The sequence below is a fragment of the Candidatus Methanocrinis alkalitolerans genome, from assembly GCF_029167205.1.
GTDB classification, from domain to species: Archaea; Halobacteriota; Methanosarcinia; order Methanotrichales; family Methanotrichaceae; genus Methanocrinis; species Methanocrinis alkalitolerans.
Genome location: NZ_JARFPL010000005.1, coordinates 68,168 through 80,983, shown reverse-complemented (window position 1 = coordinate 80,983; position 12,816 = coordinate 68,168). Strand labels below are relative to the sequence as shown.

The 12,816-nt window shown below is 59.4% G+C and carries 13 protein-coding genes; 8 read left to right on the top strand and 5 right to left on the bottom strand.

The features are described from left to right. Positions 1-162 precede the first annotated feature (162 nt). The 4 genes from P0O24_RS02650 to P0O24_RS02635 all read left to right on the top strand — a co-directional run bounded on the left by P0O24_RS02650 (position 163) and on the right by P0O24_RS02635 (position 3,197). Positions 163-1,344 carry a hypothetical protein gene (locus tag P0O24_RS02650; protein WP_316968188.1) on the top strand — a complete coding sequence of 394 codons (1,182 nt, stop codon included), beginning with the start codon at positions 163-165 and terminating at the stop codon, positions 1,342-1,344. 14 nt (positions 1,345-1,358) lie between these two features. Next, on the top strand, positions 1,359-2,036 hold the full coding sequence (locus P0O24_RS02645; protein ID WP_316968187.1) for a HemK2/MTQ2 family protein methyltransferase: 678 nt from the start codon (positions 1,359-1,361) through the stop codon (positions 2,034-2,036). Between the two features lie 248 nt (positions 2,037-2,284). Next, complete coding sequence (locus tag P0O24_RS02640; protein ID WP_316968186.1) at positions 2,285-2,689, top strand: DUF1699 family protein; 405 nt, start codon at positions 2,285-2,287, stop codon at positions 2,687-2,689. A gap of 103 nt (positions 2,690-2,792) precedes the next feature. Continuing rightward, positions 2,793-3,197 (top strand): DUF1699 family protein, encoded by a 405-nt coding sequence (locus P0O24_RS02635; protein ID WP_316968185.1) that lies wholly within the window; start codon positions 2,793-2,795, stop codon positions 3,195-3,197. 40 nt (positions 3,198-3,237) lie between these two features. On the opposite strand, the gene P0O24_RS02630 is transcribed toward P0O24_RS02635, so the two are convergent. Continuing rightward, positions 3,238-4,188, bottom strand: coding sequence for an NOG1 family protein (locus P0O24_RS02630; RefSeq protein ID WP_316968184.1), 951 nt, complete (start codon positions 4,186-4,188; stop codon positions 3,238-3,240). Between the two features lie 123 nt (positions 4,189-4,311). Here P0O24_RS02630 and P0O24_RS02625 point away from each other — a divergent pair, with 123 nt between their 5' ends. Next, positions 4,312-4,590, top strand: coding sequence for an H/ACA ribonucleoprotein complex subunit GAR1 (locus tag P0O24_RS02625; RefSeq protein ID WP_316968183.1), 279 nt, complete (start codon positions 4,312-4,314; stop codon positions 4,588-4,590). After that, complete coding sequence (locus P0O24_RS02620) at positions 4,568-5,581, top strand: transcription initiation factor IIB (protein WP_014587776.1); 1,014 nt, start codon at positions 4,568-4,570, stop codon at positions 5,579-5,581. The genes P0O24_RS02625 and P0O24_RS02620 overlap by 23 nt, the downstream gene beginning before the upstream one ends. Before the next feature lie 7 nt (positions 5,582-5,588). On the opposite strand, the gene truA is transcribed toward P0O24_RS02620, so the two are convergent. Together truA and P0O24_RS02610 are read right to left on the bottom strand one after the other, a co-directional pair. Further along, on the bottom strand, positions 5,589-6,392 hold the full coding sequence (gene truA, locus P0O24_RS02615) for a tRNA pseudouridine(38-40) synthase TruA (RefSeq protein ID WP_316968182.1): 804 nt from the start codon (positions 6,390-6,392) through the stop codon (positions 5,589-5,591). 27 nt (positions 6,393-6,419) lie between these two features. After that, on the bottom strand, positions 6,420-7,682 hold the full coding sequence (locus P0O24_RS02610) for a 3-isopropylmalate dehydratase large subunit (RefSeq protein WP_316968181.1): 1,263 nt from the start codon (positions 7,680-7,682) through the stop codon (positions 6,420-6,422). 215 nt (positions 7,683-7,897) lie between these two features. Between P0O24_RS02610 and P0O24_RS02605 the strand changes: the two genes are divergently transcribed. Together P0O24_RS02605 and P0O24_RS02600 are read left to right on the top strand one after the other, a co-directional pair. Next, positions 7,898-9,250, top strand: coding sequence for a TrpB-like pyridoxal phosphate-dependent enzyme (locus tag P0O24_RS02605; protein WP_316968180.1), 1,353 nt, complete (start codon positions 7,898-7,900; stop codon positions 9,248-9,250). Between the two features lie 14 nt (positions 9,251-9,264). Then, on the top strand, positions 9,265-10,407 hold the full coding sequence (locus P0O24_RS02600; protein ID WP_316968179.1) for an ATP-NAD kinase family protein: 1,143 nt from the start codon (positions 9,265-9,267) through the stop codon (positions 10,405-10,407). A gap of 265 nt (positions 10,408-10,672) precedes the next feature. Here the strand turns inward: P0O24_RS02600 and P0O24_RS02595 are convergent, their stop codons facing one another. Together P0O24_RS02595 and P0O24_RS02590 are read right to left on the bottom strand one after the other, a co-directional pair. Then, positions 10,673-11,419, bottom strand: a complete 747-nt coding sequence (locus P0O24_RS02595; protein ID WP_316968178.1) for a V-type ATP synthase subunit D — start codon at positions 11,417-11,419, stop codon at positions 10,673-10,675. Between the two features lie 4 nt (positions 11,420-11,423). Further along, positions 11,424-12,806 (bottom strand): V-type ATP synthase subunit B, encoded by a 1,383-nt coding sequence (locus tag P0O24_RS02590; RefSeq protein ID WP_316968177.1) that lies wholly within the window; start codon positions 12,804-12,806, stop codon positions 11,424-11,426. Positions 12,807-12,816 lie beyond the last annotated feature (10 nt).

Below are 12,816 nucleotides of genomic sequence, written 5' to 3'. Positions count from 1 at the left end.
GATTAGAGAGAGCGATTAGAGAGAGCGATTAGAGAGAGCGATTAGAGAGAGCGATTAGAGAGAGCGATTAGAGAGAGCGATTAGAGAGAGCGATTAGAGAGAGCGATTAGAGAGAGCGATTAGAGAGCGAAGAAGATGAAATCCGCCGAATTTGATATAAAAATGCCCCGGGCCAAAAAGAGACCTTCTGCCATCGGGTCCCTCTTGGGGGCCGCCCTCATCATATCGATGGCGGCCCAGACCGCCCTCGGTCAGCCTCCGGATCTCCAGTGGGAGAAGAGCTTCGGCGGGGCAGGCGACGAGAGGGGGCTCGCGATCCAGGAGACGAGAGACGCGGGGCTCATAGCGACCGGGTTCACCGGATCGAAGGGGGCGGGAGGAAGAGACATCCTCCTCATCAAGACCGATAAAGATGGGGGGCTGGAGTGGGAGAGGACCGTCGGCGGTCCCGGTCGCGACGAGGGGTGGGCTTTGGTGGAGACGAAAGAAGGGTTCGTCGTCGCCGGGGTCACAGACTCCTGGGGTTCCGGCAAAAAAGACCTGTTGCTCGTCAATACCGACTCCGAAGGGTACGAGAAATGGAAGAAGAGCTTCGGCGGGGCCGGCGACGACTGGGGAGTCGCCCTCCTGGAGACGAAAGAAGGGTTCGTCGTCGCCGGAGTGACCACCTCCAGCGGGTCCGGCAGCTCCGACGGCTGGATCGTAAAGACGGATCCCGACGGGAACGGGGAATGGGAGGTCGCCATCGGCGGATCGAAGAACGACGGCTTCAACTCGATTTTGGAGACGGAAGACGGCTACCTCCTGACGGGGACGACCGAATCCTACGGTTCCGGAGGAAAGGACCTCTGGATCGTGAGGACCGACGGCAACGGCGAGAAGATATGGGAGAAGACCTTCGGCAAAGGCGCAGACGAGAGGGGAAACTACATCCTGGAGGCCGGGGGGAGCCTCTATGCGGTCGGGGCAGCGGAGTCGGGGAGCTATGGCGGAAGAGACCTCTTCGTCGTCAAGACCGGCAAGGATGGAGAGAAGGTCTGGGAGGGTGCATACGGTGGGACCGGCGATGACGGCGGCTCGTCTGCCCTGGCGGCGGAGGACGGTGGGATCATCATCGTCGGCTACACCAGATCTCAGAGAAATGGCGATACAAACCTTTGGCTGTTGAAGATAGATCCCGAAGGGGAGAAAGTATGGGAGAGGACCTTCACAGGAGCGGGCTTCGACCTCGGAAGGTCGGTCGTCACGACCAAGGACGGCGGCTTGGCCATAGTCGGGTGGCGGAGACCTGCGGGGTCGGGGTCCGAGGACTTATGGCTCTTGAAGACCGAGAAGCTTCAGTGAATCGACCCCGCCGGATGGACGGTCGGAAGGGAGGGGGCGGGCCTGCAACGCCTGTAGCTGAGCCTCCACCAGAAGGCCGCGATCTCGATGATATCTACGAGCCAGCCGAAGACACCTTCCTCCTCCTCCGGGCCGCCGAAGAGGAGGTCGGCCCCGAGGATCGAGTCCTGGAGGTGGGGTGCGGCAGAGGGGTCATATCAAAAGCTATCGCCCCCCTGGCCCGGAGGGTCATCGCCACCGACATCAACCCCGGAGCAGTCTCCCTCCTCCATAGGGAGGGGATCGAGACGATCCGGGCCGACCTCTTCATGGGGATCGGATCAAAGTTCGATCTCGTCCTCTTCAACCCCCCGTACCTCCCCACCGAGGAGGATGAGGTGCTGGAGGGGTGGCTGAACCTCGCCTTCGACGGCGGAAAGACGGGAAGAGAGGCGATAAACCGATTCCTGGAGATGCTGAAAGACCATTTGGATCCTGATGGAGGGCGGGCCCTCCTCCTCGTCTCAAGCCTCTCCGGCCCTTCCGAGGTGGCAGAGAAGGCGCGACGGGAAGGGCTGTCGTCTGAGGTGGTGGCGAGGGAGAGGTACTTCTTCGAAGAGCTCTTGGTCCTGAGGCTCGCCCCCTGCCCGCCGGAGGGAAAAGAGGGGTGGAGGGGGCGCGAGATCGAGGCGTCCAGTCCCGTACCTATTTAAATATACATAATATATACGGAGTTGGAGGCGCGTCCTATGATGGATCCCTCTGATGAAGGGCGGCGCCATCACAGATCGATGTAACTGATCCTAACTCATCCTGATGCGCGACCATCTTCAGAGAGTTAAAAGACAGAAACCCCCTGACCGAAGGGGCTTCCCGTTCTTTGCTGATATTGAGCAAAAATGTTAGAATGCAATAAACTTATATTAGAGGAACAACAACACGTTATATCAGAGGTGCGTTGATGATAAAAATCAGAGTCGTCAGTTCAAAGGAAGAGATCGGCGAACTTAACCGAAACGAACATATGATACACCTGGCCTTCAGAGCCTCCAATACGGACATATTCAAGCTCCTCCAGTCCTGTCCCAGGCTCAGGGCGATCCAGGTCCCCTCTTCATATTACAAGACTATGTCCCACGCAGGCCAGATGTTCTTGGAGATGCAGGGCGTGGAGATCATCGAGGGAGACGTCTGGGGGCACAGAAAGGATATCGACGAATATTACACCGTCGAAGACAGGGTGATTGAAAGAATTAACGATCTCCAGTCCGATGGGATAAACGTCGACGAGATCGCCGGGATGATCTCGAGAGAATCTAAGCTCTCGCCTTCCATGGTCAAGTACATGGTAAAACAGGCGGCCTGAGATGGGAGAAGGGCTCTTCGAGACCTCCGAAGGGCGGGTCCCACCTTTTTAGAAGGCGATGCAGGACTATATATAAATTTGTCATAATTTGGTTGCGGTTACCATGATGAAGATCAGGATAGTAAGCTCCAAGGACGACATAAAGGATCTCACGAGGAACGATCTGACGGTTCACCTGGCCTTCAGGGCCTCCAGCACCGACATGTTCAGGCTGTTGCAGGCTAGCCCCCGCCTCCGGGCGGTCCAGGTCCCCCCCTCCTACTACAAGAATATGCCCCAGACAGGCCGGGCTTTCCTGGAGACTCAGGGGGTGGAGATCATCGAGGGGGACGTCTGGGGGCACAGAAAGGATATCGACGAGTATTACGTAGTCGACAACGAGACGATCGAAAGGATAAACGATCTTCAGTCTGAGGGGCTGAAGGTCGAAGAGATCTCGTCGAGGATCTCCTGGGAGTCGAAGCTCTCGCCGGCGATGGTCAACTACATCATCAAACAGACGGCCTGAAGGGGGGGAGAGATCTCCCTCATCCCTTTGAGGGTCGCGGCTACTCTTCTCTTGATTCTCCTTCCTCTTTGTCCACCTCGCCCAGCATCTCCACCATCCGATCCAGGACCTCGGCGACGCCGGCGCCGCTCTGGGTGGACATGGTCATATCCGCCCCCCCGTAATCTGATAGATCGCTCTTGTTGGACACCACCAGGACGGGAAGGTGAAGCCAGCCCCTCACGTCGGAGAGGAGTCTCAGCTGCTCCTCAAGGGAGAAGCCGCAGTATTCGCTGGGGTCGAGGATGAAGAGGACGGCTCCCCGAAGGTGTCGGAGGGCGGCTATAGCCTGGAGCTCTATCTCGTTCCTCTGGGATAGGGGCCGGTCCAGAAGCCCCGGTGTATCCACCACCTGGTACCTCTGATGATCCCGGATGAAATGGCCCACCCCCACCCCTTTCGTGGTGAAGGGGTAGCTGGCGATCTCGGGCCTCGCCCCAGTGACGGAGATCATGAAGCTGGACTTGCCGACGTTGGGGTAACCCGCGACGATGATGGTGGGGACGTCGGGGTCGACGGTGGGCATGAACCTGAGCTTTTGGCGGGCGTCGTTGAGGAACAGGAGGTCCGGCTCGATGGACTTCATCACCGAGGCCATCCTCCCGAAGGCCGCCCTTCTGACGGACGGCTTATCCACCGTCCCCTTCATCCTGGTCAGGTGGTCCTTTGTGATCGTCCGGATCTGGGAGGCGGCCCAGGTGACCCGAGAGAGGTGGATCCTCATATCGTCCACCCCCACCACGGCGTCGGCCAGGTCGTGGTAGAAGGGGGGGATGTTCATGAAGGAGGGGTACTTTCGGACCAAATTTGCCAGATTGTCTGAGAGGATGTTCCCTGCGGTCATCAGCATCGCTTCGTCCTTATTTTGGCTCGAAGCCGCCCTCTTCGACCTTCTGAAGGCCCGGTCCACCAGCTCCTGGGATGTGGGGACGGTTGGAAGCCTTTCGAACATAACAGCTACGGACGTCCCTCCGAGGAGATAAACTTTGAGTCTGAGGGTGAAAACTCATCAAATAAAATGTTTGCGGAACCTTTATATAAGATCAACCCGAACAGAGGAGGTTGAGGTGACCTGTTGAAAAGGTTGGGCACCACCCATCATTTCGTTCAGAAGAAGTTGATTGTGAGAGGAGAGCCCTCAACTGGCGAAAGGAAAGAAGAGATTCCGAAGATCAATTCTGTCGTGGTAGATCAGAAGAAAGCCGGAATCGGCCGGGTTTTTGACGTATTCGGTCCCGCAGATCGGCCGTACATCATCGTCAAGCCTTATCGGAACGTCGATGCATCGGTTTACCTGGGGAAAAAACTCTATTTCGAGGAGCGCGGATTTGGTGGAAGAAATAGAAAAGATTAGGGAGATAGAACGGTCTGAGAAGGAGAAGATCCAGGAGAAGATCAAGCTCAGGCGAGAGAAGGAGAAGGTGGACGAGTTCGAGAAGTTCATTGTCGAATGTCCAGAGTGCGGCAGCCATGCCCTCGTCCACGACTACGAGAGGGCGGAGCTCGTCTGCTCCGACTGCGGACTCGTCATAGACGAGAACTTCATCGACCAGGGGCCTGAGTGGCGGGCCTTCGACCACGACCAGAGGATGAAGAGGTCGAGGGTCGGCGCCCCTATGACCTACACCATCCACGACAAAGGGCTTTCGACGATGATAGACTGGAGGAACCGGGACTCCTACGGCAAGACTATATCATCCAAGAACAGGGCCCAGCTCTACCGTCTCCGAAAATGGCAGCGGAGGATCAGGGTCAGCAACGCCACCGAGAGGAACCTAGCCTTCGCTCTATCGGAGCTGGACCGGATGGCATCGGCCCTGGGCCTCTCCCGGAACGTCAGGGAGACGGCGGCCGTAATATACCGAAAGGCCGTCGACAAGAACCTGATCCGGGGAAGATCCATCGAGGGGGTCGCCGCAGCGGCGCTCTACGCCGCATGCCGGCAGTGCAATGTCCCAAGGACCTTAGACGAGATCGCCGAGGTCTCCAGGGTCAGCAGAAAGGAGATCGGGAGAACCTACAGATTCGTCTCTCGGGAGCTGGCCCTGAAGCTGATGCCCACAAGCCCCATCGACTACATACCCCGGTTCTGCTCCGGGTTGAGCCTCAAAGGCGAGGTCCAGGCCAAGGGGATCGAGATCCTACGGCAGGCGGCGGAGAAGGAGCTGACGAGCGGCCGGGGCCCCACGGGGGTGGCGGCGGCGGCAATATACATCGCATCGATCCTCTGCGGCGACCGGAGGACCCAGCGGGAGGTGGCGGACGTAGCCGGGGTGACGGAGGTCACCATCCGGAACCGCTACAAAGAGCTGGCAGAAGAGCTGGGGATCGAGATCATCCTCTGAACCGGCTTCATACGACCATGGACCTGGCGAGGACCTCAGTCGCCTCCGCCAGGGCCGCATCTCTTTTCCAAACGGCAGTGAGCCTCTCATTTGCCATCCTCATGGAGTAGGGCTCCATCTTCCAATCGATCCCCTGGTATCCTACGTCCATCAGTATCAGCCCCTCGGCGGGGGCTGGAGGGACTCCAGAGTTGGTCGCGGGATCCAACAAGCTGCGAACCCACTCTATATCTCGCTCATTTGAGCCGACCATCACCAGAACTGTGGCGATCTTCCTGACCATATTCCAGAGGAAGCCGTCAGCTCTTACATCCATGACGACAGACCCCTTCTCCTCGGTCACCTCGATCTTCATAAGATTCCGGGTGGAGGGCCCCCTCTTCTCCGACGAGAGGTTCCGGAAGTTGTGAACGCCCAGGAGCGTCCGGGCCGCCTCCCGCATGAGATCGATCTCGATGCCGTCGTCCCTTGGAAGGATGTACCTGTACTCCCGCCAGAGGGCGGCGTGCCTTGCGCTGAAGTTCTCGGGGACGGAGGCGACCGCCCAGGTCCAGACGTCCGGGGGAAGCCTGCTGTTTAAGACCCTCGGAACCGCCAGATCCGCCCTCGCTGGATCGATGTAGAAGTCGATCACCTGGGAGAGGGCACAGACCCCCCTGTCGGTCCTCCCGGCGTAGCAGAAGCTGCCGTCGTTTAATTTTAAAGACCGGAGGGCCTCGCCGACGACTGCCTGGACCGTCGGCACGCCCGGCTGGAGCTGAAAGCCGTGGTAGTTCCTTCCGAGGTAGCCGAGCTTGAAGGCGACTTTCATGATCCACTCCGGCCCAAGCCCTCCGGATCAGATCTCTCTGGGGTCGGTGATCTCGCCGGTGATCGCCCCCGCGGCAGCCGTCGCCGGGGAGGAGAGGTAAACCCGGGCCTTGGGGCTCCCCTGCCTTCCTTGGAAGTTTCTGTTGGACGTCGAGAGGGAGGCCTCGCCGTCCCCCAGAAGGCCGAAGCTTCCGCCCATGCAGGGGCCGCAGCAGGGAGATTCGACGGTGGCGCCCGCCTCCATGAACGTCTCCACGAGCCCCGCCCGGAGGGCCTTCATGTACTCGGTCCTGCTGGCGGGGATCACCACCATCCGCACCCCCCGGGCGAGGGGCTCGCCTCTCATCACCTCGGCGGCGAGGGCGAGGTCCTCGAACCTCCCGTTGGTGCAGGAGCCGAGGAAGACCTGGTCGATCTTAGTTCCGGCAAGCTCGCTCGCCGCCACGACGTGGTCGACGTTGTGGGGGACGGCGACCTGGGGAGGAAGGGAGCTGACATCCCAGATCTTCTCATCGAAGACGGCGTCCTCGTCGCCGTGGAGGGCACTCTTCCGGTCGAAGCTCCCGACCCTCTCTTCGATGTACCGGTACGTCGTCTCGTCGGGGTCGACGAGCCCCGCCTTTCCGCCCATCTCGATGGCCATATTCGTCATCGTCATCCTCTCTGGAGTCGACATCCTCGATACCGCAGAGCCGGCAAACTCGCAGGCCTTGTAGGTGGCGCCGTCGGCGCCGACGTCGCCGATCATCCTCAGGACGACGTCCTTGGAGGTGACGAGCCTCTGGAGGGTTCCCTCGGCCCTGAGACGGAGGGTCTCGGGGACCATGAACCAGAGCTTTCCTGTTGCGAAGACAGAGGCCATATCGGTGCTCCCGATCCCGGTGGAGAAGGCGCCCAGGGCCCCGTAGGTGCAGGTGTGGGAGTCGGAGCCGACGATGAGGTCCCCGGGGAGGGCATGCCCCTTCTCCGGCATCACCTGGTGGCATACCCCCTCGAAGATGTCGTAGTTGAGGATGCCCTGCTCTTTTGCAAACTTCCGGAGCATGATGTGGTTTTCGGCGGCCGCAAGGCTATCTGCCGGGACCTGATGATCGAAGAGTATCACTATCTTTTCAGGGTCCCAGACCGCTCCGTCCTCGCCTGCAATCTCATAAAACCCCTTCACCGCCAGGGGGCCGGTGATGTCGTGGACCATGGCTCTGTCGATATCGGCCATCACGAACTCGCCGGCCCTCACCTCCTTCTTCGAGGCTCGAGAGAAGATCTTCTCAGAGAGGGTATAACCAGCCATGGCCGGAGAGATCTCCGGCAAAATAGATAAAGCTTGACCCAGACCTTCGGAGATCGATGAGAAGATGGCGGGGGAGGAGAATGGATCGATAATAGACTTTTTTAGTCGAATTCTAGGGGTAAAAAGAGACCCCACAACCCTTAAATAACGCCGCCATCATTACCCTGATGCACATTAGAGTACATCAAAACTCATCGTTTCTGGAGGACATGCCCTTGAAAACCAAAATTCTGCTGGATGAAGAAGAGATCCCCAAGCGGTGGTACAACGTCGCCGCAGACCTTTTAACACCCCTGGACCCGCCCCTCCACCCCCAGACGGGAGAGCCCCTCAAGCCCGAAGACCTGGAGATGATCTTCCCGAAGGGGCTGATCAGGCAGGAGATGTCCACCGACCGGTGGATCGACATACCCGACGAGGTCCGGGATATCCTCCGGCTCTGGAGGCCGACACCCCTCTTCCGGGCCCACCGCCTCGAGGAGCACCTCAAGACCCCGGCCAAGATATACTACAAGTACGAGGGGGTCAGCCCCGCCGGGAGCCACAAGCCGAATACCGCCGTCCCCCAGGCCTACTACAACATGAAGGAAGGGGTCGAGAGGATCGCCACCGAGACCGGCGCCGGCCAGTGGGGCTCAGCCCTATCCATGGCGACGTGCCTCTTCGACCTGGAGTGCAGGGTCTACATGGTCCGGGCGTCCTTCGACCAGAAGCCCTATCGAAAGTCCATCATGCAGGTCTGGGGCGCCGAGTGTGTCGCGAGCCCCAGCGAGCTGACGAACGCCGGAAGGGCGATATTAAAAGACCACCCCAACACCGGCGGAAGCCTGGGGATCGCCATCTCCGAGGCGGTCGAGGACGCGGCGACCCACGATAACACCAACTACGCCCTCGGATCCGTCTTAAACCACGTCCTCCTCCATCAGACGGTGGAGGGCCAAGAGCTGATGGCGCAGCTGGCGATGGTCGACGACTATCCCGACGTCATCTACGGCTGCGTCGGCGGAGGCTCAAACTTCCCGGGGATGGTCTTCCCCTTCATCCCCGACAAGTTGAAGGAGAAGAAGGAGATCAGGATGGTCGCCTGCGAGCCCTCCGCCTGCCCGACCCTGACGAAGGGGCTCTTCACCTACGATTTCGGCGACACGGCTAGGCTCACCCCCCTCCTCAAGATGTACACCCTCGGCCACGACTTCATACCGCCATCGATCCACGCCGGGGGGCTCCGCTATCATGGCGACGCACCCCTCCTCTGCAACCTCGTCCACGACCGGGTGATCGAGGCCATGTCCTTCCACCAGAACGAGGTCTTCAAGGCCGCCGTCACCTTCGCCAGGACGGAGGGGATCCTCCCCGCCCCCGAGGCGTCCCACGCCCTCAAGCCCGCCATCGACGACGCCATCGCCTGCAAGAAGACCGGCGAGGAGAAGACGATCGTCATCTCCCTCAGCGGCCATGGCCACTTCGACCTATCCAGCTACGACGCCTACTTCGCTGGTAACCTGGAGGACTACGAGTATCCAGCGGAGCTGGTGAAGCAGTCCCTGGCCAATCTGCCCAAATTCTGACCTATGATGGGGGAATGATCAGCCTGAAGAAGGTGGGGTTCCTGATTAACCCCATAGCCGGGATGGGCGGGGCGGTCGGCCTCAAGGGGACCGACGGCCTCGCCGAGGAGGCAAGAAGGAGGGGAGCGAAGCCTGTCGCCACCCACCGAGCCGAAACTGCCCTGAAAAAGCTTTTGGGCCTCGATGCCCTATTTTTTACAGCCAGCGGCAAGATGGGCGAATCTGCGCTTAGAAGATGCGGCCTAGAATATCAGGTCGTCTGCCAAACGTCGGAAGAGTCGAGCGCCGAGGACACAAAGAAAACCTGCAGATCATTTCTCGAGAAAGGCGCTGATCTCGTCGTCTTCTGCGGCGGCGACGGGACCGCCCGAAACGTCTCAGGGGTCATCAGATCACAGGTCCCCATAATCGGCATCCCCGCCGGCGTGAAGATGCACTCGGGGGTCTTCACCATCAGCCCTCAAGCTGCAGGAGAGCTGATCAGAGGATACCTGGAAGGGGATCTCAACGTGAGAGAGACCGAGATCGTGGACGTCGACGAGGAGAAATACCGGGCCGGGACCCTCGATACCAAGATCTACGGGATAGCAGCGACCCCCTACAAGCCTGCCCTCGTCCAGGAGAGAAAGCAGATCTACTCCGCAAGCTCCGAGGAGGAGTTCAAAGAAGAGATCGCGATCTTCGCCTCGGAGTTCATGCGAGACGGCTCGGCCTACATCCTGGGGGCCGGGACCACCACCGCCAAGATCGCTGAAGTCCTGAGGGTCGAGAAGACCCTTCTGGGGGTGGACGTCGTCAAAGACGGTCGCGTGATCTGCACCGACGCCTCGGAAGAAGACCTCCTCGGGATCATCGACGAGGTGGGTGAGATAAAGATCATAGTCAGCCCCATCGGAGCGCAGGGGTTCGTCCTGGGGAGGGGAAGCCAGCAGATAAGCCCCAAAGTCCTACGTAAGGTGGGGCCGGAGAACCTGATCATCGTCGCCACCCCTCACAAGCTGAAGGAGACGCCCCGCCTCCTGGTGGAGACGGGCGACTTTGATCTCGACGAGACAATCTCAGGAAGGCGGCAGGTGATCTGCGGCTACAGGATCGCCCAGCTCAAAGATGTAGAGGCCTCATCGAGAGTTGGGATGGATCAGAGCGGCTCATTCTAATAGCTTTAAAAATAGGGAGTGACGGGGTGCTCGATCTCCCATGATGGCGAGAGAACACAAGACCCCATCGCCTTTACCTCAGTGAGTTCCAAAGGGCGGTCAAATGATCGCCGTACAGAACGTAAATGAGGATGAACACCCCGAGGATGATGTACATATTCGATATGTACACGAGCCACTGTAGCAGCCGCGCCTTCTTCTCGGGGGTTCCAAACCAATCTTTTGCCTTTCGTTCCAGCAGGTTGGGCATAGGTCAACGTCGAACTTAAGCCGCTTGCGTCTTTGGCAAGCCCTTCGACTTCCCGGTTCCGGGCCCCAGGGGCTCAGTGCCGGATCCCTCAATAGCTGCCCTCTTAGCCTCGGCCTCTGCGGCCTTCTCGGCCCTCTGAGCCTTCCCCTTCAGCATCTTCAGCTTGACGAGGTTGTCTCGTTCCATCTCTTCAAGAGCGAAGCCGATGAACCGGACGGTATCGTAGATGTCGGGGATTACCTTGAACTCCAGAGCGTTCACTCGTCTCTTGGTGGCCTCGATGTCGTCCACCAGCTTTATCAGAGCGGTCTCCACCTCTGCGGCGGTGATGACCTTGTCCACCAGGCTCTCGTATGCCTCAGCAGCTTCGTCGATGGCGGCGCTCGTACCGATGATGCCGTATCCACGCTCGAACATCTGCTTTTGAACAGAATCTGCCGTAATCTTCGGCACAACGACGCCCATGATGTTCCTGCTCTCCAGCTCTATGGCCGGCTCCTTCTGGAGGGCGAAGGCGACGCTCTTGATCGCCAACGCGCCCTCGGTGGCCTTGGCCATGTTGAGGCTCTGCTGAGCTTTTATGAAGTCCTCGACCAGCTCCTGCCTGATCGTCCTCGCCTGGCTGAGGACCTCAAAAAATTCGATCATCAGACCATCCCGCTTCATCTTAAGAAGCGAGTGTCCGGTCTGAGCGACCTTGATCCTCTTCTTCAGGCTGATCAGGACGGCCCTAGTCGGCTTTGTCCCAGGGATTACGGCCATGATCTCACTCTTTCTTCCTGTACCTGGGGTGGTACTTTTTGATGAGGTGGTCGTCGATCCTCGTCAGCATCGTCTCAGGAAGGGCCTGGAGAAGGTTCCATCCGATGTCCAGGGTATCGAAGATGCTTCGATCCTCGTCTCTTCCCTGATTGACGAACTTCTGCTCGAAGGCGTCGGCGAACTCCAGGACGAGCCGGTCCCTCTCAGAGAGAGCTTCCTTGCCGACGATGGCCACCAGCCCCCGGAGATCGCAGCCCTCTGCGTAGTAGGCGTAGAGCTGGTCTGAGACCGCCCTGTGATCCTCTCGGGTGTGGCCTGCGCCGATCCCGGAGTTCATCAGCCTGCTGAGGGAAGGCCTGATGTCGATGGGCGGATAGATCCCCTTTCGGTGAAGCTCACGAGATACGATGAGCTGACCTTCGGTGATGTAACCGCTGAGGTCTGGTATCGGGTGAGTGATGTCATCGCCGGGCATGGTGAGGATCGGGAACTGGGTGATGGACCCGTTCTTACCGGTGATGATCCCAGCACGCTCGTACTGGATCGCCAGGGTGGTGTACATGTAGCCGGGGTATCCTCTTCGGCCAGGCACCTCTTCTCGGGCCGCGCCCATCTGTCTCATCGCCTCACAGTAGTTGGTCATGTCGGTGTAGATGACCAGCACATGCATGTCGAGGTCGAAGGCGAGATACTCTGCCGTGGTCAGGCCGAGCTGAGGTGTCAGCAGCCTCTCGACGGCGGGGTCGTCGGCCAGGTTCAGGAAGACGACAGCCCTCTCAAGAGCTCCGGTCCTCTCGAAGTCGGCCATGAAGTGCTGAGCTTCCTCGTTGGTGATCCCCATGGCGCAGAAGACCACGGCGAAGGACTCGGCCTCTCCGAGGGCCTTGGCCTGACGGGCGATCTGCAGAGCCACATCGTTGTGGGGAAGACCTGCCCCAGAGAAGATGGGAAGCTTCTGGCCCCGGACTAAGGTGTTGGTCCCGTCGATGGTCGATATGCCGGTCTGGATGAAAGCTCTCGGCTTCTCTCGGGCGGCGGGGTTGATGGCCGCACCAGAGATATCTTTCGATACGTCGGGCACTATCGGCGGGCCGCCGTCTCGGGGCTGGCCTGATCCGGACAGAACTCTCCCGATGATGTCGGGGGAGAGGGGCATCTTGATGACGTCGCCGGTGAACTTGACGGAGGACTCCTTGCCCAGTCCGCCCGTACCCTCGAAGACCTGAACGACGACGACCTGATCGGAGGTGTCCAGAACCTGGCCTCTCTTCAGCTCACCCTTCTCGGTCCGGATCTCCACAAGCTCGTTGTAACCTACGGGCTCGGTCTTCTCGACGAAGAGGAGAGGGCCCTTGATCTCGTTAATCGTTTTGTACTCCTTGGTCATTGAAAACCAC

Bases quoted from the DNA above. Each gene is read 5' to 3' on its own strand.
- P0O24_RS02650 (WP_316968188.1), top strand. From the start codon at position 163: ATGCCCCGGGCCAAAAAGAGACCTTCTGCCATCGGGTCCCTCTTGGGG.
- P0O24_RS02645 (WP_316968187.1), top strand. From the start codon at position 1,359: ATGGACGGTCGGAAGGGAGGGGGCGGGCCTGCAACGCCTGTAGCTGAG.
- P0O24_RS02640 (WP_316968186.1), top strand. From the start codon at position 2,285: ATGATAAAAATCAGAGTCGTCAGTTCAAAGGAAGAGATCGGCGAACTT.
- P0O24_RS02635 (WP_316968185.1), top strand. From the start codon at position 2,793: ATGATGAAGATCAGGATAGTAAGCTCCAAGGACGACATAAAGGATCTC.
- P0O24_RS02630 (WP_316968184.1), bottom strand. From the start codon at position 4,188: ATGTTCGAAAGGCTTCCAACCGTCCCCACATCCCAGGAGCTGGTGGAC.
- truA (WP_316968182.1), bottom strand. From the start codon at position 6,392: ATGAAAGTCGCCTTCAAGCTCGGCTACCTCGGAAGGAACTACCACGGC.
- P0O24_RS02610 (WP_316968181.1), bottom strand. From the start codon at position 7,682: ATGGCTGGTTATACCCTCTCTGAGAAGATCTTCTCTCGAGCCTCGAAG.
- P0O24_RS02600 (WP_316968179.1), top strand. From the start codon at position 9,265: ATGATCAGCCTGAAGAAGGTGGGGTTCCTGATTAACCCCATAGCCGGG.
- P0O24_RS02595 (WP_316968178.1), bottom strand. From the start codon at position 11,419: ATGGCCGTAATCCCTGGGACAAAGCCGACTAGGGCCGTCCTGATCAGC.
- P0O24_RS02590 (WP_316968177.1), bottom strand. From the start codon at position 12,806: ATGACCAAGGAGTACAAAACGATTAACGAGATCAAGGGCCCTCTCCTC.